The sequence below is a fragment of the Streptomyces sp. NPDC002994 genome (assembly GCF_040611155.1).
GTDB lineage: Bacteria > Actinomycetota > Actinomycetes > Streptomycetales > Streptomycetaceae > Streptomyces.
This window is the reverse complement of record NZ_JBEXNQ010000001.1, coordinates 188,867-209,701: the sequence shown is the minus strand read 5'-3', so window position 1 is coordinate 209,701 and position 20,835 is coordinate 188,867. Positions and strand designations below refer to the sequence as shown.

General features: G+C 70.8%; 22 protein-coding genes and 1 pseudogene. 7 read left to right on the top strand and 16 right to left on the bottom strand.

Features of this window, described 5'->3' with window-relative positions:
• Window positions 1–94 precede the first annotated feature (94 nt).
• The 12 genes from ABZX79_RS00945 to ABZX79_RS00890 form a co-directional block, all read right to left on the bottom strand.
• A complete protein-coding gene (locus ABZX79_RS00945; protein WP_355249699.1) occupies window positions 95–868 on the bottom strand; it encodes a sirohydrochlorin chelatase in 774 nt (257 codons plus the stop codon).
• Window positions 869–874: 6 nt separating this feature from the next.
• Window positions 875–1,774, bottom strand: a complete 900-nt coding sequence (locus tag ABZX79_RS00940; RefSeq protein WP_355249698.1) for an ABC transporter permease — start codon at window positions 1,772–1,774, stop codon at window positions 875–877.
• Window positions 1,761–2,558, bottom strand: a complete 798-nt coding sequence (locus ABZX79_RS00935; protein ID WP_215133795.1) for an ABC transporter ATP-binding protein — start codon at window positions 2,556–2,558, stop codon at window positions 1,761–1,763. The genes ABZX79_RS00940 and ABZX79_RS00935 overlap by 14 nt, the downstream gene beginning before the upstream one ends.
• A gap of 60 nt (window positions 2,559–2,618) precedes the next feature.
• Window positions 2,619–3,731 carry an aliphatic sulfonate ABC transporter substrate-binding protein gene (locus ABZX79_RS00930; RefSeq protein ID WP_355249697.1) on the bottom strand — a complete coding sequence of 371 codons (1,113 nt, stop codon included), beginning with the start codon at window positions 3,729–3,731 and terminating at the stop codon, window positions 2,619–2,621.
• Window positions 3,732–3,953: 222 nt separating this feature from the next.
• Window positions 3,954–5,306, bottom strand: a complete 1,353-nt coding sequence (locus tag ABZX79_RS00925) for a GTP-binding protein (RefSeq protein WP_355249696.1) — start codon at window positions 5,304–5,306, stop codon at window positions 3,954–3,956.
• A gap of 2 nt (window positions 5,307–5,308) precedes the next feature.
• Window positions 5,309–6,247, bottom strand: coding sequence for a sulfate adenylyltransferase subunit CysD (gene cysD, locus ABZX79_RS00920; RefSeq protein WP_355249695.1), 939 nt, complete (start codon window positions 6,245–6,247; stop codon window positions 5,309–5,311).
• Complete coding sequence (gene cysC / locus ABZX79_RS00915; RefSeq protein WP_355249694.1) at window positions 6,244–6,828, bottom strand: adenylyl-sulfate kinase; 585 nt, start codon at window positions 6,826–6,828, stop codon at window positions 6,244–6,246. The genes cysD and cysC overlap by 4 nt, the downstream gene beginning before the upstream one ends.
• Window positions 6,810–7,505, bottom strand: coding sequence for a phosphoadenylyl-sulfate reductase (locus ABZX79_RS00910; RefSeq protein ID WP_355249693.1), 696 nt, complete (start codon window positions 7,503–7,505; stop codon window positions 6,810–6,812). Before ABZX79_RS00910 ends, cysC begins: the two co-directional genes overlap by 19 nt.
• On the bottom strand, window positions 7,502–7,681 hold the full coding sequence (locus ABZX79_RS00905) for a hypothetical protein (RefSeq protein WP_355249692.1): 180 nt from the start codon (window positions 7,679–7,681) through the stop codon (window positions 7,502–7,504). The genes ABZX79_RS00910 and ABZX79_RS00905 overlap by 4 nt, the downstream gene beginning before the upstream one ends.
• Complete coding sequence (locus ABZX79_RS00900) at window positions 7,678–9,375, bottom strand: nitrite/sulfite reductase (RefSeq protein ID WP_355249691.1); 1,698 nt, start codon at window positions 9,373–9,375, stop codon at window positions 7,678–7,680. The genes ABZX79_RS00905 and ABZX79_RS00900 overlap by 4 nt, the downstream gene beginning before the upstream one ends.
• A gap of 195 nt (window positions 9,376–9,570) precedes the next feature.
• Window positions 9,571–9,654 carry a putative leader peptide gene (locus ABZX79_RS00895; RefSeq protein WP_355250053.1) on the bottom strand — a complete coding sequence of 28 codons (84 nt, stop codon included), beginning with the start codon at window positions 9,652–9,654 and terminating at the stop codon, window positions 9,571–9,573.
• Between the two features lie 111 nt (window positions 9,655–9,765).
• A complete protein-coding gene (locus ABZX79_RS00890) occupies window positions 9,766–10,335 on the bottom strand; it encodes a GNAT family N-acetyltransferase (RefSeq protein ID WP_355249690.1) in 570 nt (189 codons plus the stop codon).
• A gap of 107 nt (window positions 10,336–10,442) precedes the next feature.
• Between ABZX79_RS00890 and ABZX79_RS00885 the strand changes: the two genes are divergently transcribed.
• The 3 genes and pseudogenes from ABZX79_RS00885 to ABZX79_RS00875 all read left to right on the top strand — a co-directional run bounded on the left by ABZX79_RS00885 (window position 10,443) and on the right by ABZX79_RS00875 (window position 12,076).
• Window positions 10,443–11,480 (top strand): M4 family metallopeptidase, encoded by a 1,038-nt coding sequence (locus ABZX79_RS00885; RefSeq protein WP_355249689.1) that lies wholly within the window; start codon window positions 10,443–10,445, stop codon window positions 11,478–11,480.
• A gap of 157 nt (window positions 11,481–11,637) precedes the next feature.
• A pseudogene (locus ABZX79_RS00880) lies at window positions 11,638–11,895 on the top strand (hypothetical protein); the annotation flags it as partial.
• Between the two features lie 31 nt (window positions 11,896–11,926).
• The gene (locus ABZX79_RS00875; protein WP_355250087.1) at window positions 11,927–12,076 is read left to right on the top strand and encodes a hypothetical protein; all 150 of its coding nucleotides are present in this window, start codon (window positions 11,927–11,929) and stop codon (window positions 12,074–12,076) included.
• A gap of 37 nt (window positions 12,077–12,113) precedes the next feature.
• On the opposite strand, the gene ABZX79_RS00870 is transcribed toward ABZX79_RS00875, so the two are convergent.
• Both ABZX79_RS00870 and ABZX79_RS00865 read right to left on the bottom strand, forming a co-directional pair.
• Entirely contained in the window at window positions 12,114–13,415 is a 1,302-nt protein-coding gene (locus tag ABZX79_RS00870; protein ID WP_355250050.1) for a GAF domain-containing protein, read from the bottom strand.
• 306 nt (window positions 13,416–13,721) lie between these two features.
• Window positions 13,722–15,356: an acyl-CoA dehydrogenase family protein gene (locus ABZX79_RS00865; protein WP_355249688.1), complete on the bottom strand. Its 1,635-nt coding sequence runs from the start codon at window positions 15,354–15,356 to the stop codon at window positions 13,722–13,724.
• A gap of 17 nt (window positions 15,357–15,373) precedes the next feature.
• Between ABZX79_RS00865 and ABZX79_RS00860 the strand changes: the two genes are divergently transcribed.
• Both ABZX79_RS00860 and ABZX79_RS00855 read left to right on the top strand, forming a co-directional pair.
• A complete protein-coding gene (locus tag ABZX79_RS00860; protein ID WP_355249687.1) occupies window positions 15,374–16,534 on the top strand; it encodes a YihY/virulence factor BrkB family protein in 1,161 nt (386 codons plus the stop codon).
• 45 nt (window positions 16,535–16,579) lie between these two features.
• Window positions 16,580–17,332 (top strand): AraC family transcriptional regulator, encoded by a 753-nt coding sequence (locus tag ABZX79_RS00855; protein ID WP_355249686.1) that lies wholly within the window; start codon window positions 16,580–16,582, stop codon window positions 17,330–17,332.
• Here the strand turns inward: ABZX79_RS00855 and ABZX79_RS00850 are convergent.
• Window positions 17,272–17,667, bottom strand: a complete 396-nt coding sequence (locus ABZX79_RS00850; RefSeq protein ID WP_355249685.1) for a VOC family protein — start codon at window positions 17,665–17,667, stop codon at window positions 17,272–17,274. The two genes, ABZX79_RS00855 and ABZX79_RS00850, sit on opposite strands and share 61 nt — an antisense overlap.
• A 128-nt stretch (window positions 17,668–17,795) precedes the next feature.
• On the opposite strand from ABZX79_RS00850, the gene ABZX79_RS00845 reads away from it, so the two are divergent.
• The gene (locus ABZX79_RS00845; RefSeq protein ID WP_355249684.1) at window positions 17,796–18,503 is read left to right on the top strand and encodes a response regulator transcription factor; all 708 of its coding nucleotides are present in this window, start codon (window positions 17,796–17,798) and stop codon (window positions 18,501–18,503) included.
• A complete protein-coding gene (locus tag ABZX79_RS00840) occupies window positions 18,496–19,608 on the top strand; it encodes a HAMP domain-containing sensor histidine kinase (RefSeq protein ID WP_355249683.1) in 1,113 nt (370 codons plus the stop codon). Before ABZX79_RS00845 ends, ABZX79_RS00840 begins: the two co-directional genes overlap by 8 nt.
• Here ABZX79_RS00840 and ABZX79_RS00835 read toward each other — a convergent pair.
• A complete protein-coding gene (locus ABZX79_RS00835) occupies window positions 19,583–20,833 on the bottom strand; it encodes a GTP-binding protein (RefSeq protein ID WP_355249682.1) in 1,251 nt (416 codons plus the stop codon). The genes ABZX79_RS00840 and ABZX79_RS00835 overlap by 26 nt on opposite strands.
• Between the last annotated feature and the right edge of the window lie 2 nt (window positions 20,834–20,835).

Here is a 20,835-nt window from a genome sequence, read left to right as displayed (position 1 = left end):
CTCGCCCCCCCACGCGGCGGCAGCCGCAAAGTGTCTCAGCGGGAAGGGGCGGGGTGGGGAAAAGCCCCGCAGGGCAGGCACCGGGGCGTCGCCCCTACGCGCTGACCGCCGCCGCCAGGCGCACCGGTACCCGTGCCTCGTCGTAGCGGGCCAGCAGCACATGGGCCACCTCCGGTGAAGCGCCCAGCACCTCCCCCAGCACCTCCGCGCCGGATTCCCGCGCCCCGCGCGCGATCCGGTCCGGGAGGAAGCCGGGAGCGATGACGTACGGGGCCACGGCTACCCGCCGTACCCCGGCCGCCGTCCGCAAGGACCGCACCGCGTCCTCCGTGCGGGGCAGAGATGCGGAGGCGAACGCAGGCCGCACGGCGCACCAACCGGTGTACCGCAGCTCCCGCGCAATTTCAGCGATCACTGCGATCGCCTCCGGGTCTGTGGAGCCCGCCGAGGCCAGGACGACCCCGGTCGAGCTCTTGTCACCGGGCGTGAGCCCGGCTTCGTACAGTCGCCGCTCCAAAGCACCGAGCAGCAGCGGCGACGGGCCCAGGACCTCCGCCTGGTGGATCCGCAGCCGCGGCAACCGCGCCGACGCCTCGTGCAGTACGGCGGGGATGTCGGCCTTCGCGTGGAACGCGCGGGTCAGGAGGAGGGGGAGCGCCACCACGTCCTCCACGCCCTCCGACGCCAGGCGCTCCAGCACCTGCGGAACCGCCGGCGCGTTGAAGTCCAGGAAGCCGGTCTCCACGCGCAGCCCCGGCCGCAGCGACCGCACCCGCTCCACCAGGGCGTGCACGGTCGCGGCGTGCCGCGGATCGCGGCTGCCGTGGGCTATGACGAGGAGAACCGGACGTCGGGACGACAACAACATGGCGAATCAGCCCTTGGTCAGCAGGCCACGGCTGCGCAGCACGCGGCGCTCCAGCGGGGAGAAGAACAGCAGGTCGATGCCGATGCCGACCACGAGGATCAGGATGATCGTGGCGAGCACACCGGACATGTCGCTGAAGGTACGGAAGTTCTCCATCAGCTGTCCGAGACCCGTGCCGAGATCCGGCGAGTTGGCGATCAGCTCGGCTGCCATCAGCGAGCGCCACGAGAACGCCCACCCCTGCTTCAGCCCCGCCAGGTAGCCCGGCAGTGCCGCGGGCAGCAGCACATGCCGTATGCCGTTGATGCCGGTCGCCCCGATGGTGCGGCCCGCCCGCAGGTACAGCGGCGGGATCTGGTCGACACCGGCGACGAGACCGTTCGCGATCGACGGTACGGCGCCCAGCAGCACCACCGCGTAGATCGTCGCGTCGGTCAGCCCGAACCAGATGATCGCCGCCGGCACCCAGGCCACCGAGGGGAGGGACTGGAGACCGGACAGGATCGGGCCGATCGCCGCCCGCACCACCTTCACCCGGGCCACCAGCAGACCGAGCGGCGTACCGATGGCGACCGAGACCGCGAAGCCGAGGGCGCCGCGCGAGATGCTGGTCCAGATGTAGCCGAGCAGAGTGCCCTCGAGCCACATCTTCTCGATGGAGGCCCATACGTCCAGCGGGCTCGGCAGGACGTAGTCCGGCTTGAGGTCGGAGGCCGCCGCGAGCTGCCACAGCGTGATGACCAGGGCGATGGCCACCAGCGGCGGCACCACCTTGGACAGCAGGATCCGCCCGAGGCCGACCCGCTCCGCCGAGTGCTTCGTCTCCAGTGCGTCCAGGCCGGCCTCAAGACCGGCGAGGTCGTTCTTCGGGCTGGGACTCGCGTCCCTCGTATCAGTGCTGGCCATGTCGGCGGATCTCCCCCCGCAGCTGTTCAGTGATCTCTACGGACAGGTCGGCGACCGCGGAATCCTCGATCCGGCGCGGCTGCGGGATGCCGACCTTCCACTCGCGCGCGATGCGTCCGGGACGGGACGACAGCAGCACCACGCGCTCGGCGAGGCGGACGGCCTCGCGGACGTTGTGGGTGACGAAGAGGACCGAGACGCTGGTCTCGGACCAGATGCGGGTCAGTTCCTCGTGCAGTACGTCGCGGGTGATGGCGTCCAGTGCCGCGAACGGCTCGTCCATCAGCAGCAGCTTGCTGTCCTGCGCGAGCGCCCGCGCCAGGGCGACGCGCTGGCGCATACCGCCCGACAGCTCGTGCACCCGCTTCCCGTACGCCCCGCCAAGACGCACGAGCTGGAGCAGCCGCTCGGCCTCGCCGCGCCGCTCCGGCTTCGCCATGCCCCGCATCTTGAGGGCGAGTTCGATGTTCTTCCCGGCCGTCAGCCACGGGAAGAGCGCGTGCTCCTGGAACATCAGGGCGGGCCGGCCACCGGGTACGTCGATGGCGCCCGCGGAGGGCTTGTCGAGTCCGGCGACCAGGTTGAGCAGCGTCGACTTGCCGCAGCCGGAAGCCCCCAGCAGGGTCACGAACTCGCCGGGCGCGACATCGATGCTGATGTCGTCCAGCACGAGCTGCTGGGCGCCGGGCCGGCCGAACGACTTCGACACGTGGTCGATCCGTGCGGCGTACGGCACCGTGTCTGCGGGCGCGGCGGCCTGCTTGACGTCGAGTGTGGTGGCCATGAGCCTCACCTCCTGAGGGCGTTCCGGTTGGGCGGGAAGGACGGTTACTTGGTGCCGCGGTTACTTGGTGCCGAGTCCGGCGTCCTCGACGGCCGGACGCTTCTCGGCCTTCAGCACCTTGTTGAGGAGCGTCAGGTCGTAGATGCCGTCGAGCAGCGGGTCCTTGAGAAGACCGGCCTTGACCGCGTGGCCGGCCTCGTCCCGCAGCGTCGTCGCCAGCGGGTCATCGGTCGTCTCGACGTTCTTGAACGCCGGATCGAGCACCTCGGCGGGCAACTCCTTGCCGGAGTCGGCCTTCAGCTTCGCGTTGACCGCGGCCTTCGCCTCGTCCGGGTTGGCCTTGATCCACGCGTTGCTCTTCACCGAGCCGCGCAGCACCGCCTCGACGACGTCCGGGTGCTCCTTGAGGAACTTCTGGGAGACGATCACGTTCGTGATGACGAACTTGCCGTCCTTCCACAGCTTCTTCTCGTCGAGCAGTACCTTTCCGCCGCCCGCGACCAGCTTGGACGCGGTGGGCTCCGGCACCCAGGCACCGTCCAGCGCCCCGGACTCGAAGGAGCCCGGAATCTCCTTGTTGTCCTGGCGGACGACGGTGACGTCGCCCTTGCCGGTGCTGGCGTCGACCTTCAGGCCCTTCTCCGACAGGTAGTTCAGCAGCGCCACGTCCTGGGTGTTGGCGAGCTGCGGGGTCGCGATGCGCTTGCCCTTGAGGTCGTCCAGGGACTTGATCTTCTCGGGGTTGCCGACGAGCGAGACACCGCCGGAGGCCGAGCCCGAGATGATCTTCAGGTTCTGGCCGTCCGACTGGGTGAAGCCGTTGATCGCCGGGGAGGGCCCGATCCAGCTGATGTCGATGGCACCGGCGTTGAGGGCCTCGATCGCCGAGGGGCCCGCGTTGAAGGGCTGCTGCTTGACCTGCGTGCCGCCGAGCTCCTTCTGGAACAGGCCCTTCTGGAGCCCGACCAGTGCCGTGGCGTGCGTGACGTTGGGGAAGTAGCCGATCCGTACCTCGTCGAGCCCGCCGGTCTTCGCGCCCTTGGCAGCCGGTACGACGCTGTCGTCCTTTTTGGCCTGCGAGCCGTAACCGCAGGCGCCGAGCGCGCCGATCAGCAGCGGCAGGGCGGCGGCAGCGGCGAGGCTGCGGCGAAAGGTGGTACGTGGGGCTGGCACGGGAGGTGTTCCTCTCGGGTGGCCCGGCGTCACACCCCTCGCGTGGAGCGGGGTGTGCCCGGGAAGTCGGCAGGTCTTCGTCGGTACGGCGGCAGGGCGCGCAAGCGGTGCGCGTACGTCATCGGGCACATCGCGCGACTCCGCCCGTGCCCGCGCCGACGGTGCCGCTGCCGATGCGGCCGCCCTCTTTCGAGAACGTCGCGTAGACATCAACGGTCATGATCAGAAGTCCCAGCCCTCGTCGTCCGCCGCAGCGTCCACGGCCTGCACGGTCTCGGCGGCGAACGAGTCGCCCGCCATGCCGGCCGCCAGCGTCGTACCGTCCGCCGGGTCGATCAGCAGGAACGATCCGGTGCGGCGCGAGTCGCGGTACGCGTCGAGCGCGAGCGGTTCGGCCGTACGGACCTTCACGCGGCCGATGTCGTTGGCGACGAGCTGACCCGGGTCCGGATGCTGAGACAGGTCGTCCAGCGTCAGCCGCGACGGGATCTCCTTGACGATCGCCTTGACCGTACGGGTGGTGTGCTTGAGCAACACCCGCTGGCCGACCGTCAGCGGCTGGTCCGCCACGTGGCAGACGGTCGCCTCGACGTCCTGCGTGGTGGCCGGCGCGGAACCGCTCGGCGCGATCAGGTCACCGCGCGAGATGTCCAGGTCGTCGGCGAGCGTGACCGTCACCGACTGCGGCGCCCACGCGATGTCGACCGCCTCGCCCAGCGCGTCGATGCCGCTGATCGTCGACGTACGACCGGACGGGAGGACCGTCACGGCCTCGCCCACACGCAGCGCTCCGGACGCGATCTGGCCGGCGTAACCCCGGTAGTCGGGGTGCTCGGCGGTCTGCGGGCGGATGACGTACTGGACCGGGAAGCGGGCCTTGCAGCTCGCCAGGTCGTGGCTGACCGGGACCGTCTCCAGGTGCTCCAGCACCGTCGGGCCGCCGTACCAGTCCATGTTGGCGGAGGGCTCCACCACGTTGTCACCGGCCAGCGCCGAGATCGGGATCGCGGTGATCTCCGGGACACCGAGCGAAGCGGCGTACGCCGTGAACTCCTCGGCGATGGCGGCGAAGACGGGCTCGGCGTACTCGACGAGGTCCATCTTGTTGACGGCCAGCACGACGTGCGGGACGCGCAGCAGCGCCGCGACCGCCGCGTGCCGGCGGGTCTGCTCGACGACACCGTTGCGGGCGTCGACGAGGACCACGGCCAGCTCGGCGGTCGAAGCGCCCGTCACCATGTTCCGGGTGTACTGCACATGCCCGGGGGTGTCGGCCAGGATGAACCGGCGGCGCGTGGTGGCGAAGTAGCGGTACGCGACGTCGATGGTGATGCCCTGCTCGCGCTCGGCGCGCAGGCCGTCCGTCAGCAGCGCCAGGTCGGGCGCCTCCTGACCGCGCTTGAGGGACGCCGCCTCGACGGCCTCCAGCTGGTCGGTGAGGATCGACTTCGAGTCGTGCAGCAGCCGGCCCACGAGGGTGGACTTGCCGTCGTCGACGGAGCCGGCCGTCGCGAAGCGCAGCAGGGTGGTGGCCGACAACTGCTCGGTCAGCCCGGTGCCTGTGGTGGTGGTCATGTTTAGAAGTACCCCTCGCGCTTGCGGTCTTCCATCGCGGCCTCGGACATCTTGTCGTCGGCGCGGGTCGCGCCCCGCTCGGTGAGCCGGGAAGCGGCGATCTCGGTGATCACGGCGTCGAGCGTCGTGGCGTCGGAGTCGACGGCGCCGGTGCAGGACATGTCGCCGACGGTCCGGTAGCGGATCAGCCGCGTCTCGACCTTCTCCGACTCCTTCGGGCCGCCCCACTCGCCCGCCGTCAGCCACATGCCGTTACGGGCGAAGACCTCGCGCTCGTGGGCGAAGTAGATGGCCGGGAGTTCGATCTTCTCGCGGGCGATGTACTGCCACACGTCGAGCTCGGTCCAGTTGGACAGCGGGAACACGCGCACGTGCTCGCCCGGCGCGTGGCGGCCGTTGTAGAGCTGCCACAGCTCGGGGCGCTGGCGGCGCGGGTCCCACGCGGAGAACTCGTCGCGCAGCGAGAAGACCCGCTCCTTGGCGCGCGCCTTCTCCTCGTCGCGCCGCCCGCCGCCGAACACCGCGTCGAAGCGGTGCTGCTGGATGGCCTCGGTCAGCGGAACGGTCTGGAGAGGGTTGCGCGTGCCGTCGGGACGCTCGCGCAGCTTCCCGGCGTCGATGTACTCCTGTACGGACGCGACATGCAGCCGCAGTCCGTGCTCGGCGACGGTGCGGTCGCGGTACTCCAGCACCTCCGGGAAGTTGTGCCCGGTGTCGACGTGCAGCAGCGTGAAGGGAACCGGCGCGGGCGCGAACGCCTTCAGCGCCAGGTGCAGCATGACGATCGAGTCCTTGCCGCCGGAGAAGAGAATCACCGGCCGCTCGAACTCACCCGCCACCTCGCGGAAGATGTGGACGGCCTCGGACTCCAGGGCGTCCAGGTGGCTGAGCGCGTACGGGCTGTCGACGCCCTCTGCGGCAGTTGCGGCGGTCGTCGTCATGCCAGACCCCTCTCGGTGAGCAGCGCGTGCAACGCGGCTGCGGACTCCTGCACGGTCTGCTGGTGCGACTCGATCCGCAGGTCGGGCGACTCCGGTGCCTCGTAGGGGTCGTCGACCCCGGTGAGCCCGGAAATCTCGCCGGCCGCCTGCTTGGCGTACAGACCCTTCACATCGCGTACGGAGCACACGTCCACCGGCGTGGCGACGTGCACCTCCAGGTACGCGGTGCCCTCACTCTGGTGGCGCTTGCGGACGGCCTCGCGGCTGTCGGCGTACGGCGCGATGACGGGTGCCAGGGCCAGCACGCCGTTACGGGCGAGCAGCTCGGCGACGTAACCGATCCGCTGGACGTTGGTGTGCCGGTCCTCGCGGCTGAAGCCGAGGCCCGCCGAGAGGAACTCGCGGATCTCATCACCGTCCAGCACCTGGACACGGCGGCCTTCGGCCTTCAGCCGTCCGGCCAGCTCGTAGGCGATGGTGGTCTTGCCGGCGCTCGGCAGACCCGTGAGCCAGATGGTGGCCCCAGTCACGTCTTTCTCCTGCTCCTGATCGTTGCTCGTCATCAGCCGTGCAGCCCGCATTCGGTCTTGTTGCGCCCGGCCCAGCGGCCGGCGCGGGCGTCCTCGCCCTCCTCGACCCTGCGGGTGCAGGGCGCGCAGCCCACGGACGCGTAACCGTCCATCAGCAGCGGGTTCGTGAGGACGCCGTGCTCGGCGACGTACGCCTCGACGTCCTCCTGCGTCCAGCGGGCGATCGGCGAGATCTTGACCTTCTGGCGCTTCTCGTCCCACCCGACGACCGGGGTGTTCGCCCGGGTCGGGGACTCGTCGCGGCGCAGGCCGGTCGCCCAGGCGCTGTAGCCCTTCAGCCCGTCTTCGAGGGGCTTGACCTTGCGCAGGGCGCAGCACAGGTCGGGGTCGCGGTCGTGAAGCTTCGGACCGTACTCGGCGTCCTGCTCCTCGACGGACTGCCAGGGCAGGAGGGTGATGACGTTGACGTCCATGACGGCCTCGACGGCGTCCCGCGTCCCGATGGTCTCCGGGAAGTGGTAGCCGGTGTCGAGGAAGACGACGTCCACGCCGGGCTTGGCGCGGGAGGCGAGGTGGGCGACGACGGCGTCCTCCATGGAGGAGGTCACGCAGAAACGGTCACCGAAGGTGCCGGCGGCCCACTTGAGGATGTCCAGGGCGGAGGCCTCTTCGAGGTCCCGCCCGGCTTTTTCCGCCAGTGACTTGAGATCTTCCTGAACCGTGGTCATATCTCGTCCCCTCCAACGTCGTTGCGCGCAGTCCCACGGGCGAGGAGCCCGAGGAACTTCAACTGGAAGGCGCGGTTGCATGCCGCGCATTCCCACGCGCCGTGACCGGTCTCGTTGGGCCGCAGGTCCTCGTCGCCGCAGTACGGGCAGTAGAAGGGCGCCGCGCGCTCGCTCATGACAGGTCTCCGTCGCTTGCCCGCGCGGCCCAGGTCGCGAAGCGCTCGCCGGTCTCTCGCTGCTCCTGGAAGCGGAGCAGGACGCGCTCGACGTAGTCGGGCAGCTCGGCGGAGGTGACCTTCAGCCCACGGACCTTGCGGCCGAAACCGGCCTCCAGACCGAGCGCGCCGCCGAGGTGCACCTGGAAGCCCTCGACCTGGTTGCCTGCGTCGTCGAGGACCAGCTGCCCCTTGAGACCGATGTCCGCGACCTGGATACGGGCGCAGGCGTTCGGGCAGCCGTTGATGTTGATCGTGATGGGCTCGTCGAACTCCGGGATGCGCCGCTCCAGCTCGTCGATGAGCGACGCGCCGCGCGCCTTCGTCTCGACGATCGCGAGCTTGCAGAACTCGATGCCGGTGCAGGCCATCGTGCCGCGCCGGAAGGGAGAGGGCGTGACCCGCAGGTCCAGCGCCTCCAGCCCGGCGACGAGCGACTCGACCTGAGCTTCCTCCACGTCGAGCACGATCATCTTCTGCTCGGCGGTCGTACGCAGCCGGCCCGAGCCGTGCGCGCCGGCCAGGTCGGCGATCTTCACCAGCGTGGCGCCGTCCACGCGGCCGACGCGCGGGGCGAAGCCGACGTAGAAGCGGCCGTCCTTCTGCTTGTGCACGCCGAGGTGGTCGCGCCAGGTGCCGGTGGGCTGGGACGGCGCGGGGCCGTCGACCAGCTTGTACTTGAGATATTCGTCTTCCAGGATCTGGCGGAACTTCTCCGGGCCCCAGTCGGCGACGAGGAACTTCAAACGGGCACGGGTGCGCAGGCGGCGGTAGCCGTAGTCGCGGAAGATGCCGATGACGCCGCCGTAGACGTCCGGCACCTCGTCGAGCGGCACCCAGGCGCCGAGGCGGACACCGAGCTTCGGGTTGGTGGAGAGCCCGCCGCCGACCCAGAGGTCGAAGCCGGGGCCGTGCTCGGGGTGGTTGACGCCGACAAAGGCGATGTCGTTGATCTCGTGCGCGACGTCGAGCTGCGGCGATCCGGAAACCGCGGACTTGAACTTGCGGGGCAGGTTCGAGAAGTCCGGGTTGCCGATGAAGCGGCGCTGGATCTCGTCGATGGCGGGGGAGCCGTCGATGATCTCGTTCTCGGCGATACCGGCGACGGGAGAGCCGAGGATGACACGCGGCGTGTCACCACACGCCTCGGTCGTCGAAAGCCCGACCTCTTCGAGCCGACGCCAGATCTCCGGTACGTCCTCGATCCGGATCCAGTGGTACTGGACGTTCTGCCGGTCGGTGAGGTCGGCCGTCCCGCGCGCGAACTCCTGCGAGATCTCACCGATGACGCGCAGCTGCTCGGTGGTCAGCCGCCCGCCGTCGATGCGCACGCGCAGCATGAAGTACTCGTCGTCCAGCTCCTCCGGCTCCAGGATCGCGGTCTTGCCGCCGTCGATCCCGGGCTTGCGCTGGGTGTAAAGACCCCACCAGCGCATACGGCCACGGAGGTCATTGGGGTCGATCGAGTCGAATCCCCGCTTGGAGTAGATCGTCTCAATGCGTGTCCGCACATTGAGACCGTCGTCGTCCTTCTTGAACTGCTCATTGCCATTGAGGGGGGTGAAGTGACCTACGGCCCACTGACCCTCGCCACGGTGGCGTCCGGCCTTGCGGCGGGGCGTGACGGCAGCGGGCTTTTCCGGCGTGGCGGCCATGGTTGTGTTCGTCCTTCTCTGGCGGCTCAAGGAGTGGCGGGATCGCGCCGACCGCCCCCTGTGACCAGCGAAAAGACGGTCGGACACGACACATCGGAGTGCTCCGCCGGGTGGGCGGAGATCACGTGCGTATCGGGGTGGCCGGCTCGTCCGCGACGGCGGGGACGGCTATGAAAGTTCAGTGGTGCTGTGCTGTCAGCCCACCGGACAGATGGCGCTGGACATGCGGCCGAGGTCGACGTGCCGCCGACTCACCAAGGCAACTCCAGCTGAAGACATGACGGAAGCGTGTCATGGGGATCTCCGGCCAGTCCACCACCGCCCACAATGTGGACAACTCTGTCTCGAATCGCGAGACGATGTGTCGCCGGTCACTTTCTGGATGTCGGTTCAGACGTGCGCGCCGGCCCACGGTCCGGCCGTCTCCACGTCCTCTTCCTCGGCGGTCTTCGTCTCGAAGAGACGGAACCCGCGGCGCAGGTAGTTGTCCATCGCGTGCGGCCCGTCCTTGCTGCACGTATGCAGCCACACCCGCTTCGTGTCCGGCCGGTCCGGCCACCGCTCAGCGAGATCCCACGCGCGCGCGACCCCGTAGGACAGCAGGTGCCCGCCGATGCGCCGCCCCCGGAAGGCCGGGATCAGACCGAAGTACATGATCTCCACGACGCCCTCGTCCTGCGGGTCCAGCTCCACGTACCCCGCCGGAGTGCCGTTGACGTACGCGACCCACGTCTCGACCCCGGGCCGGTCCAGGACCGCCTGCCACTGCTCGTACGTCAGGCCGAGCCGGTCGGTCCACTGGATGTCACCGCCCACCGCTGTGTAGAGGAAGCGGCTGAACTCGGGGGAGGGGATCTCCGCCCGCACGATCCGGATGTCGCCCGGCGGCGCGGCGGAGGGGCGCAGGTCGTCGGGCGAGGTCTGTTCCAGCGACCAGGTGGTCACGGTGATGGTGCGCATGCGGCAAGCGAACCATGTGTCCGGGCCCTGGCCAAAGCCGGGCGCGTACGGGATGATCACGCCCGCGCCACGCCACCCCCCCGCATCCCTTGGCAGAAGGATGTTCCATGTCCCGTCGCACACACCGCGGCCTGCTCGCCGCGGCCACCCTCACCGCGGCCCTCACCACCCTGGCCACGCTGACCGCCCCCGCCGGGGCCTCGGCCGGCCCGCAGGCCCGGCTCTTCATGGTCAATCCGGTCCAGTCCTCGAACGACCAGTCGCTGACCGACGCGAAGGACTCGGCCGACGCTGTCCCCTCTTCCGCCTACGCCACGGCCACGCTGCGCAACCTTGACGCGAGCGGCGGGCTGTCCGGCAGGTGGGCACACGTGAGATCGGATACCGGCGCCTCGGCGAAGATCGCGGAAGCGGGTACGTACGACCGTCACGACGACCAGTTCGAGCAGGTCATGGCCTACTTCTGGGTCAATGAGTCGCAGGAGTACCTCCGGGGGCTGGGCTTCGGCAGCGAGCTGCCCGGCGCGAATGACCGGGCTCAGCCGGTCCGTATCAACCAGTGGGGCTCGGACAACTCCTTCTTCACGGACAAGAAGGCGGAGATCCGCTTCGGGAAGGGCGGTGTCGACGACGCCGAGGACGCCGAGGTGGTCATGCACGAGTACGGGCACGCCGTGCACCACGCGCAGGTGCCGGGCTTCGGGACGTCGGTGGAGGCCGGCGCGATCGGCGAGGCGTTCGGCGACTACCTCGCGGTGACGGTGGGCGCGCACGCGGCGGCGAAGTACGGCTGGCCGCTCAAGGCGGACGTGGCGTGCGTCGCGGACTGGGACGCGGTGTCGTACACGTCGACCACGCCGCACTGCCTGCGCCGGGTGGACGGCAGCAAGGTCTACGGCGACCGGGTCGGGCAGGTGCACGCGGACGGGCAGATCTGGTCCCGCGCGCTCTTTGACATCCGGTCGGAGCTCGGTGCGCGCACGGCGGACCGGATCATCGTGAACGCGCAGTTCGGCTTCGCGCCGGACACGAGCTTCACGGACGCGGCCCTCACGACGATCGCGACGGCGCGGACGATGTACGGCGCGGGTGCGGAGGGTGTCGTACGGGACGCGTTCCGGGCCCGGGAGATACCGGGGATCTAGGCGGAATCGGAGTTTCCGGAAGTATTTCCGGGAGTACAACCAAGCGCGTTCCTCGTAAGTCTTGATCGTCGGCGGTCACATTCCGCCGCAGACGATCAAGACTGAAGGAACGCAGAACCGACCCAGAGGCACAACGGTCGCCACCGCCAGCGCCGTCGTGCTCGCCACCGCGGGCGGCCTGCTCACCGCGGCCACCCCCGCCTCCGCCGCCGTGACCTGCGCGTCACCCGTCTTCAAGCGGACGTTCTACGCGAACACCACTTTCTCCGGGACCCCCAAGGCCACGGACTGTGACTCCGTGATCGACGAGAACGGGGGCACCGGCGCACCGGGCGCACCGCGCTCCAGCGGCATGTCCGCCGACAACTTCGGCGTCCGCTGGTCCGTGACCCGCGACTTCGGCTCCGGCGGGCCGCTGGAACCCGCAGACCGAGACGTTCGAGCTGATGGGCACCGAGCCCAAGGGCGACTCCACCTCCTGGAGCTGGTACGACCGCACCCTGCCGGCCGCCACCACGGTGTACTACCGCGTCAGCGTCCTCTTCGCGGACGGCACCGAGTCGGGCGAGACCGAGGCCGTCACCGTGACCTACTGAGCACACCCACACGGGCGGCGGCACCCCGCCGGGGCCACTACTGGCCCGGGAGCCACGGTCGGCGCGCCGCCGTGATGGCCGGGGCCGTCGAGTGCGGCAGCAGGTCCGCCGGATGAGGCGGAGGCAGCACCTCTACCTCCACCTCATCCACGAAGCGGTACGGGCGGTGCGCCAGGACTTGGGCCAAGTGGCGCCGCAGGCGGGACATTTCCGCCCGTACCGTCACGCTCCGCGTCCGGTCGCCGAACAGATCCGCCGCCAGCTCGGCCGCGCTCCGCCCCTCCCGGTGCACACTCAGCACGTACAGCAACTCCGCGTGCCGAGGGCTGAGCTCATGGGTCCAGCGCCCGGCCGGCCCCGAGACGGTCACCGAGGAACGCCGTCGGCTGCTCACGTCCAGTACGACCCGGCTCACCGCGCCGTCGAGCGCCTGCGCCGCCTCCTCCACCCGCACCAGCCACCCGCCCGGCAGCGGCTCCACCGCGCACATCCCCAGCGACGGCAGCCATCTGCGGCCCGCCCGGAACGACTTGGGCAGCGGAAGCCGGTCGACCGGCGGCATCCCGGTCACCGCCGCGAGCCAGCCGTGCGCGTCGACCGCGAGCGCCCGGCCGCCCACCCGGCACAGGACCGGGGCCGCCACCGACCGCAGGCGCTCGACGGACCTGAGGTGCCGGTCGCGCAGCTCGGCCTCGGCCAGCCTGGCCACCGATTCCACCAGGGCGAGCGTCGCCGGGTGGAATGTCGAGTCCGCCCCGCTCACGTCTATGACACCCAGCAGCCGCCCGTCCCGCGGATCGTGCACGGGCGCGGCCGCGCACGTCCAGTTGTGGAGCGTACGGACGAAGTGCTCCGCGGAGTGCACCTGCACGGGCTTGCGCAGCTCCAGCGCCGTACCGATGCCGTTCGTGCCTGTCGTGTCCTCGCTCCAGGCCGCGCCCGCCTCCAGACAGATCCCGTCGGCCTTGCGCATCACCCCCCGGTCGCCGTCGCGCCACAGCACCCGGCCCTCTTCATCCGTCACCACCATGATCTGCTGCGACGCCTGGACGACCGCGACCAGCCCCTGGCTGAGCGAGGGCAGCAGCTCGCCGAGCGCGGTCGCCCGGCGCCGGTGCTCCAGCTCGCCGGCCGGCAGGAGGTCGCTGCTGGTGCTGTGGTCCGGGTCGATCCCGATCCGCATCACGCGCTGCCAGGACGCGTCGATGACAGGACGCGGCGCCCTGCGTGGGGCCCCGCCGGCGAGGGCGGTTTCCCGTACCCGGGCCAGCAGCCGGGCCGAATCGGCGCTGTGCAGGGCGTTCAGACGTGACAGGCCGATGGGGACGAGAGGGTCGATCTTCACTGGCTTCACTGGGCGTACCCCGTAACTCACGTGAGGGTCACTTGGTGTGAGGTCATTTCCTCATCCTGCCCATGGTGCCGCGCCCTCGGCGCGCGAGTCCGCCACTCCGGGACAAACATTGCAACGGTCTGCAACTCTCGTGCGCCGGCTCCCGCTTGTACGAAAGTGGAGACGTTCAGCCGGGGTGGTGCCGTGTCGGCGCAGCACCACCCCGGCGGCTCCCTTCTCCCGACGGGTCGTTTCCCCCGGCGGCCCGTCGGGCAGGAGCACGGCCGACGCTCGCGGTCGGACCACCGCCCGTCAGACCACCGCCCGTGCCCGCTCCACCACCGACCCGAGGTCGAGACTGTGCGGCAGCGTGCCGAACGCCGAGCCCCAGTCCCCGCCGAGCCGCGAAGCGCAGAACGCGTCCGCGACCTCCGGCGGCGCCCACCGCACCAGCAGCGAACCCTGCAGCACGAGCGCCATCCGCTCGACGACGCGGCGGGCCCGCCCTTCCAGTCCTTCCAGGTCGGCCAGTTCGGTCAGCAGGTCCTTGATCGCCCCGTCGAGGCGGTGGTCGGCGCCGCGCGCCTGGCCGATCTCGGTGAGGAAGGCGTTGAGCGCCTGCGGTTCGCGCTGGAGAGCCCGTAGAACATCCAGCGCCTGTACGTTCCCCGACCCCTCCCAGATCGAGTTCAGCGGCGCCTCGCGCAGCAGCCGCGGCATGCCCGACTCCTCGACGTACCCATTGCCGCCCAGGCACTCCAGGGCCTCCGCCGCGACCGGCGTGCACCGCTTCGTCACCCAGTATTTGGCCGCCGGGACCGCGAGCCGCAGGAAAGCGCGGTCCTGCTCGCTGTCGCTGTCGTACGCCGCGGCCAGCCGCACCGCGAGCGTCGTCGCCGCCTCCGACTCCAGCGCCAGGTCGGCCAGCACGTTGCGCATCAGTGGCTTGTCGATCAGCTTGGAACCGAAGGCGCTGCGGTACGCCGCGTGGTGCGTGGCCTGGGCCACGGCCTGGCGCATCAGCGCCGCCGAGCCGACGACGCAGTCGAGCCGGGTCGCGGCCACCATCTCGATGATGGTGCGCACGCCGCGCCCCTCCTCACCGACCAGCCGCGCCCACGTCCCGTCGAACTCGACCTCGCTCGACGCGTTGGACCTGTTGCCGAGCTTGTCCTTCAGACGCTGGATCCGGAACACGTTGCGCGTCCCGTCGGCCAGGACGCGCGGCACCAGGAAGCAGCTCAGCCCGCCCGGGGCCTGCGCCAGCACCAGGAAGCCGTCGCTCATCGGCGCCGAGCAGAACCACTTGTGCCCGGTGAGCAGGTACTCGCCCTCCCCGGCCAGCGGCTCGGCGTGCGTCGTGTTCGCCCGGACGTCGCTGCCGCCCTGCTTCTCCGTCATGCCCATCCCGAAGAGCGCCCCGGCCTTGAGCGAGGGCGACCGCAGCCCCTCCTCGTAGACGTGCGAGGTGAGCCGCGGCTCCCACTCGGCGGCCAGCGCCGGGTCGGTGCGCAGCGCCGGCACCGCCGCGTGCGTCATGGACAGCGGGCAGCCGTGCCCCGCCTCGGCCTGCGTCCACACCAGGAACCCGGCTGCTCGCCGCACATGCCCGCCGGGCCGCCCCCAGGCGTCCGTGAGACCCGCAGCGACGGCCTTGCCCAGCAGCCGGTGCCAGGCCGGATGGAACTCGACCTCGTCGATTCGATGGCCGTAGCGGTCGTGCGTCCGCAATTTCGGCGGATTTTCATTGGCCTGCACCCCCCATTCCTGAGCCTGGAAGGATCCGGCGGTGCGGCCGAGGCCCGCCAGATCCTCCCGTACCTCCTCGGCGAGTTCGGGCGCGATGTGCCGCTCCACTGCCTCCGACAGGGCCCGGTCGGCGGTGAAGACGTCGTACTCGACCAGGGGCGGAGCCTGGTTGGTCACTGTGTGAGTGGTGGCTGCCATGCCGCTACGGTAAGGAGGTGCAGGCAGCAAATGAAACACCCGAACGGCCCCAAGGCCGGCTTCACCGGGCAAGAGTCCTCTACCGCAATGTCTCGAAGCGCAAGTTGGTCTGGTTGCTGCTGAAGGACACCGTCAATTCGTGCATCGAGTACCGCATTCTGGGTCTCGCGGCCGAGGCGGCGTTCTTCACCCTGCTGTCCCTGCCGCCCCTCCTGCTCGGCATGATCGGCCTGCTCGGTTACGTCGACGCCTGGACCGACACCGACACGGTCGCGTCCATCGAGCGCAACATCCTGACCGCCGCCCAAACGGTCCTGTCCGACCGCGGCGTCAACGACTTCGCGAAACCGCTCATCGCCGACGTCACCCAGGGCGCCCGCCCCGACATCATCTCCATCGGCTTCGCCATCGCGCTCTGGTCGGGATCGCGCGCGGTCAACGTCTTCATCGACACGATCACGGTCATGTACGGACTGGACGGCCACCGCGGCATCGTGAAGACCCGCCTGCTGGCCTTCCTGCTGTACGTCGTCGCGCTGGTGATCGGCGCGGTGGTGATGCCGCTGATGGTGGTCGGCCCCGACCGGGTGGTGGACCTGGTCCCCTTCGGCACGGAAGTCGTCAGCGTCCTGTACTGGCCGGTCGTCATCGTGCTGTCCATCGTCTTCCTCACGACGCTCTACCACGTATCCGTGCCGGTCCGTTCGCCGTGGGTCGAGGACGTGCCCGGCGCGCTGATGGCCCTCGCGATGTGTGTGCTCGGCAGCTTCCTGCTCCGGATCTACCTCACCAGCACCGTCGAGGGCCCGACCATCTACGGCTCCCTCGCGGCGCCCATCGCCGTCCTCCTCTGGATCTGCATCTGCGCGTTCGCGGTGCTGGTCGGCGCGGCGGTCAACGCCGCGATCGACCGGGTCTGGCCCTCGGTCGCCACGGCCGCGGCCCGCGAGGCGAACGACCGCGTACGCACGGCCCAGGCGGCGGCGGTCATCGCGCGGGCGGAAGCGGCGCGGGCGGCGGCGGGCGACCCCGAGCTGGACGACCCGGACATGCCCTCCGAGTTCCCGGAGCGGTGGTCGCGGTTCCTGCCGCCGGACGACGTGAAGTCCCGCCTGCACACGGGCCGCGAGAAGGACGCGAAGGGAACGCCCCGCGAAACCCGCGAATCGCGCCCGTAGGCGGTGGCCCGGGGAGCGGAACAAGACGTCCCTACCCTGGACACCATGTACGCGGAACGCCCATCCCGGCTCGACGGCGCCGTCGTCTGGACCCGCACCGTTCCCACCACGGCCCCCGCCGCCCCCACCCACCCCGTCCTCCCGGACGGCTGCATGGACCTGCTGTGGACCAACGGCAAGCTGTACGTCGCGGGCCCCGACACCCACGCCCACCCACCCGGCGACACCCCCGCCGGCGCGACCGCCCGTTATGACGGCGTGCGCTTCGCGCCCGGAGCGGGGCCGGCCCTCCTCGGCGTACCCGCGTACGAGCTGCGCGACCAGCGCGTGGAGCTGGCCGACCTGTGGCCCGCCGCCAAGGTGCGCGTCCTGACCGGCCGGGTCGGCGGGGCGGCGGACCCGGCCACCGCCCTGGAGGCCCTGGCCCTGCGGCACGCGGCGGACGCACCCCCGCCCGACCCCGTGCTGCGCGCCGTCGCCCGCCACCTCAGCGCGGGCCGCACCGTCGCGGAGACCGCCGACGCCGCCGGCCTCGGCGCCCGGCAACTGCACCGCCGCTCACTGGCCGCCTTCGGGTACGGCCCCAAGACGCTGGCCAGGATCCTGCGGCTCCAGCGCGCGCTGGCTCTCGTACGACAAGGTCTGCCGTACGCCGATGCCGCCCTCGCGGCCGGCTGCGCGGACCAGGCGCACCTCTCCCGCGAGATGCGCGCCCTGGCCGGCACGACGCTGGGCGCCTACGCGGCGTCGGCGAACAGGGAGACTCCGCAGCCGTCGGGATCCAGCACCACCGCGTAACGCTGGCCCCAGAACGCGTCCCAGGGCTTGAGGTGCCCGCGGTGTCCGGCGGCGATCAGAGCGTCGTAGACCGCGTCGACCTCGGCCGGGCCGTCACAGCGGAAGGCGAGCCCGACCCGGTCGCCGCCGCCCTCCGGCCTGGTCCAGTCCGGATCGAAGGAGCGGACGGTCTCCTCGGTGTCCCACAGGACGCGCAGCCCACTGGGCAGCGTCGCCTCGGCGTGCGGGGCGGTGTCGGCCTCGGCGGGGATGTCCAGGCCGAGGAGTCGGTAGAAGGCGAGCGAGGCGGCCATGTCGGCGGCCACGATTGCGATGGCGTCAAGTCGTGGAGTCATGAGTTCAACGTAGGCGGGGCGCCCGCCTGCGTTCTTGAAGGAATCGGACACCGGACACCGGCGGACGTCATCGCTTCGTAAGGGGGCCGGACCCCCTCCGTCGCCCGTACGTCGACGAGACTGGACCCATGCAGAACATCCTGGTCGTCGACGACGATCCGACCGTCGCCGAGGTCGTCACCGGCTACCTGGAACGCGCGGGCTTCACCGTGACCCAGGCCGCCGACGGCCCCGCCGCCCTGCGGCAGGCGAAGGACCGCCGGCCCGATCTCGTGGTCCTGGACCTCATGCTGCCCGGCATGGACGGCCTGGAGGTCTGCCGCGAACTCCGCGCGGACGGCCCCGTCCCGGTCATCATGCTGACCGCGCGCGGCGACGAGGACGACCGGATCCTGGGCCTGGAGGTCGGGGCCGACGACTACGTCACCAAGCCGTTCAGCCCGCGCGAGCTGGTGCTGCGCGTCGAGTCCGTGCTGCGCCGCGCCGCCGCGCAGCACCCGGGACCGCAGGTGCGGGCCGCCGGCATCGTGCTCGACCCGGCGGGCCGCCGCGCCACCAAGGGCGGCCGGGAACTGGCCCTCACCCTGCGGGAGTTCGACCTCCTCGCGCACCTCATCAGCCACCGGGGCGAGGCCATCGGCCGTGAGCAGCTGATGCATGACGTCTGGGGCTGGGAGTTCGGGGACCTGTCGACCGTCACCGTCCATGTGCGGCGGCTGCGCGGCAAGATCGAGGACGACCCGGCCAGGCCCCGCCTCATCCAGACGGTCTGGGGCGTCGGTTACCGCTTCGACGACCGCCCGGCCGAAGAAGGGCAGGGGGCCACCCATGCGTGACCTGCCGCTCATCGCCCTCATCGCCTTCCTCGGCGCGGCCGCCGCCGGCCTGCTCGGCGCCGTGGTCCTGCGCCTCCTGCGCAGCCGCTCGGTCGCCGTGTCGCTGACGGTCGTCGCCGCCGTCACGGTCACCGCGATGCTCGCGGGCACGCTGGCCGTGGCACAGGCGATGTTCCTGTCCCCGCACGACCTCACCGTGGTGACCATGGTCGTCGCGATGGCCGCCGTGGTCTCGCTGGCGACCGCGCTGATCCTGGGCCGCTGGGTCGTCGCCCGCAGCAACGCGCTGACCCTCGCGGCCCGTACCTTCGGCGACGGCGGTTCCTTCGCCGCCCCCACCGGATCCTCCACCGCCGAACTCGACGCGCTGGGCCGCGAGCTGGCCGCCACCAGCGCGAAACTGGCCGCCTCCCGTGAGCGCGAGCGCGCCCTGGAGACCTCACGCCGCGAGCTCGTCGCCTGGATCTCCCACGACCTGCGTACGCCGCTCGCCGGGCTGCGCGCCATGTCGGAGGCGCTGGAGGACGGCGTCGTGGCCGACCCGGCGCGTTACCACCGGCAGATGCGCACCGAGGTCGACCGGCTCAACTCCATGGTCGGCGACCTCTTCGAGCTGTCCCGCATCCACGCGGGCGCGCTCGCCCTGACGCCGGTACGCATCTCCGCCCACGACCTGATCGGGGAGGCGCTCGCGGGCGCCGACCCGCTCGCCCGCGAACAGGGCGTACGTCTCGTCGGCGACACGACCGAGGCTCTCCCGCTGGAAGTGGACGCACGCGAAATGACCCGCGTCCTCGCCAACCTCCTGGTCAACGCCATCCGCCGTACCCCTGCCGACGGCACGGTCGCCGTCGGCGCCGAGCTGCGCGAGGACCGCGTGGTGCTCTCCGTCACCGACGGCTGCGGCGGCATCCCGGCCGAGGACCTGCCGCGCGTCTTCGACACCGGATGGCGCGGCTCCGAGGCCCGTACGCCCCCGGGGGGCGCGGGCCTCGGGCTCGCCATCGTCCGCGGCATCGTCGAGGCCCACGCGGGGCGGGCCGACGTACGCAATGTGAAGGGCGGCTGCCGCTTCGAGGTCACGCTCCCGGCAGCGCCGCTGTAACCGCTGTAGCGGCTGGAAGGGGAGCGGGGTCGGCTGCCTCGTGTTCGCACGCGTCGTCGATGCCGTACGTCTCCCAGGCGGGGAACGGGTCGTCCGCGTCCGCCAGTGCGTCGTCCCCTGATGTGGCGAGGCACGCCGTGAGCGCGGCTTGCAGGGCCTCGGCCCGCAACCCCGTGCCGATGAAGACGAGTTCCTGCCCCTGCTCGGTGTCCGCGTCGCGTGCCCCGGAGGGCTCGAAGCGGGCCACGGCGCCGGCCTGCGACCACAGGCCCGTGACGCGGGGGCGGGTGGACAGCCAGAAGAAGCCCTTGGAGCGCAGGATCTGGCCGTACGCTCCACTGTCGAGCTCGCGGGTGACGAAGTCCCACAGGCGCCCGGGGTGGAAGGGGCGGTCCGCGCGGAACACCGTGCTGGAGATGCCGTACTCCTCGGTCTCCGGCACATGGTCGCCGTTCAGCTCCCGCACCCAGCCCGGTGCCTCCTGGGCGCGTTCCAGGTCGAAGAGCCCCGTGCCCAGTACGTCGGTGGGGGAGACGCGGCCATGGGTGGCGGTCACGATCCTGGCGGCCGGGTTGAGGCGGGAGAGGGCCGCGCGCAGCCGGTGGGCCGTCTCCGGATCGACGAGGTCGAGCTTGTTGAGAACGATGACGTCGGCGAACTCGATCTGGTCCATCAGCAGGTCACTGACGGTGCGGTCGTCGTCCTCGTACTGGTCGAGGCCGCGCTCGGCGAGCCCGTCGCCGCCGGTGAGCTCGGGCAGGAAGCCCGCGGCGTCCACGACGGTGACCATGGTGTCGAGGCGGGCCAGGTCGCCGAGCGTGGCGCCGTCGTCGCGGGGGAACGCGAAGGTGGCCGCGACCGGCATGGGTTCGGAGATGCCGCTCGACTCGATGAGGAGATAGTCGAAACGACCCTCCCCGGCCAGCCGGTCGACCTCTTCGAGCAGGTCGTCGCGCAGGGTGCAGCAGATGCACCCGTTGGTCATCTCGACCAGTCGCTCCTCGGTGCGCGAGAGCGCCGCTGTGCCGCCCCGTACGAGCGCGGCGTCGATGTTGACCTCGCTCATGTCGTTGACGATCACGGCGACCCGCAGTCCGTCCCGGTTGCCCAGGATGTGATTGAGCAGGGTCGTCTTTCCGGCCCCGAGGAAGCCGGAGAGCACGGTCACGGGCAGCCGGTGGAGGTTGGGGAGGCCGGGGAGGCTGGGGAGGGTCGCGCCGGTCATGC

Bases quoted from the DNA above. Each gene is read 5' to 3' on its own strand.
- ABZX79_RS00835 (WP_355249682.1), bottom strand. From the start codon at position 20,833: ATGACCGGCGCGACCCTCCCCAGCCTCCCCGGCCTCCCCAACCTCCAC.
- ABZX79_RS00885 (WP_355249689.1), top strand. From the start codon at position 10,443: ATGTCCCGTCGCACACACCGCGGCCTGCTCGCCGCGGCCACCCTCACC.
- ABZX79_RS00865 (WP_355249688.1), bottom strand. From the start codon at position 15,356: ATGGCAGCCACCACTCACACAGTGACCAACCAGGCTCCGCCCCTGGTC.
- ABZX79_RS00905 (WP_355249692.1), bottom strand. From the start codon at position 7,681: ATGAGCGAGCGCGCGGCGCCCTTCTACTGCCCGTACTGCGGCGACGAG.
- ABZX79_RS00840 (WP_355249683.1), top strand. From the start codon at position 18,496: ATGCGTGACCTGCCGCTCATCGCCCTCATCGCCTTCCTCGGCGCGGCC.
- ABZX79_RS00945 (WP_355249699.1), bottom strand. From the start codon at position 868: ATGTTGTTGTCGTCCCGACGTCCGGTTCTCCTCGTCATAGCCCACGGC.
- ABZX79_RS00925 (WP_355249696.1), bottom strand. From the start codon at position 5,306: ATGACCACCACCACAGGCACCGGGCTGACCGAGCAGTTGTCGGCCACC.
- cysC (WP_355249694.1), bottom strand. From the start codon at position 6,828: ATGCGGGCTGCACGGCTGATGACGAGCAACGATCAGGAGCAGGAGAAA.
- cysD (WP_355249695.1), bottom strand. From the start codon at position 6,247: ATGACGACGACCGCCGCAACTGCCGCAGAGGGCGTCGACAGCCCGTAC.
- ABZX79_RS00845 (WP_355249684.1), top strand. From the start codon at position 17,796: ATGCAGAACATCCTGGTCGTCGACGACGATCCGACCGTCGCCGAGGTC.
- ABZX79_RS00935 (WP_215133795.1), bottom strand. From the start codon at position 2,558: ATGGCCACCACACTCGACGTCAAGCAGGCCGCCGCGCCCGCAGACACG.
- ABZX79_RS00855 (WP_355249686.1), top strand. From the start codon at position 16,580: ATGTACGCGGAACGCCCATCCCGGCTCGACGGCGCCGTCGTCTGGACC.
- ABZX79_RS00910 (WP_355249693.1), bottom strand. From the start codon at position 7,505: ATGACCACGGTTCAGGAAGATCTCAAGTCACTGGCGGAAAAAGCCGGG.
- ABZX79_RS00940 (WP_355249698.1), bottom strand. From the start codon at position 1,774: ATGGCCAGCACTGATACGAGGGACGCGAGTCCCAGCCCGAAGAACGAC.
- ABZX79_RS00875 (WP_355250087.1), top strand. From the start codon at position 11,927: ATGGGCACCGAGCCCAAGGGCGACTCCACCTCCTGGAGCTGGTACGAC.
- ABZX79_RS00895 (WP_355250053.1), bottom strand. From the start codon at position 9,654: ATGTCTTCAGCTGGAGTTGCCTTGGTGAGTCGGCGGCACGTCGACCTC.
- ABZX79_RS00900 (WP_355249691.1), bottom strand. From the start codon at position 9,375: ATGGCCGCCACGCCGGAAAAGCCCGCTGCCGTCACGCCCCGCCGCAAG.
- ABZX79_RS00850 (WP_355249685.1), bottom strand. From the start codon at position 17,667: ATGACTCCACGACTTGACGCCATCGCAATCGTGGCCGCCGACATGGCC.
- ABZX79_RS00890 (WP_355249690.1), bottom strand. From the start codon at position 10,335: ATGCGCACCATCACCGTGACCACCTGGTCGCTGGAACAGACCTCGCCC.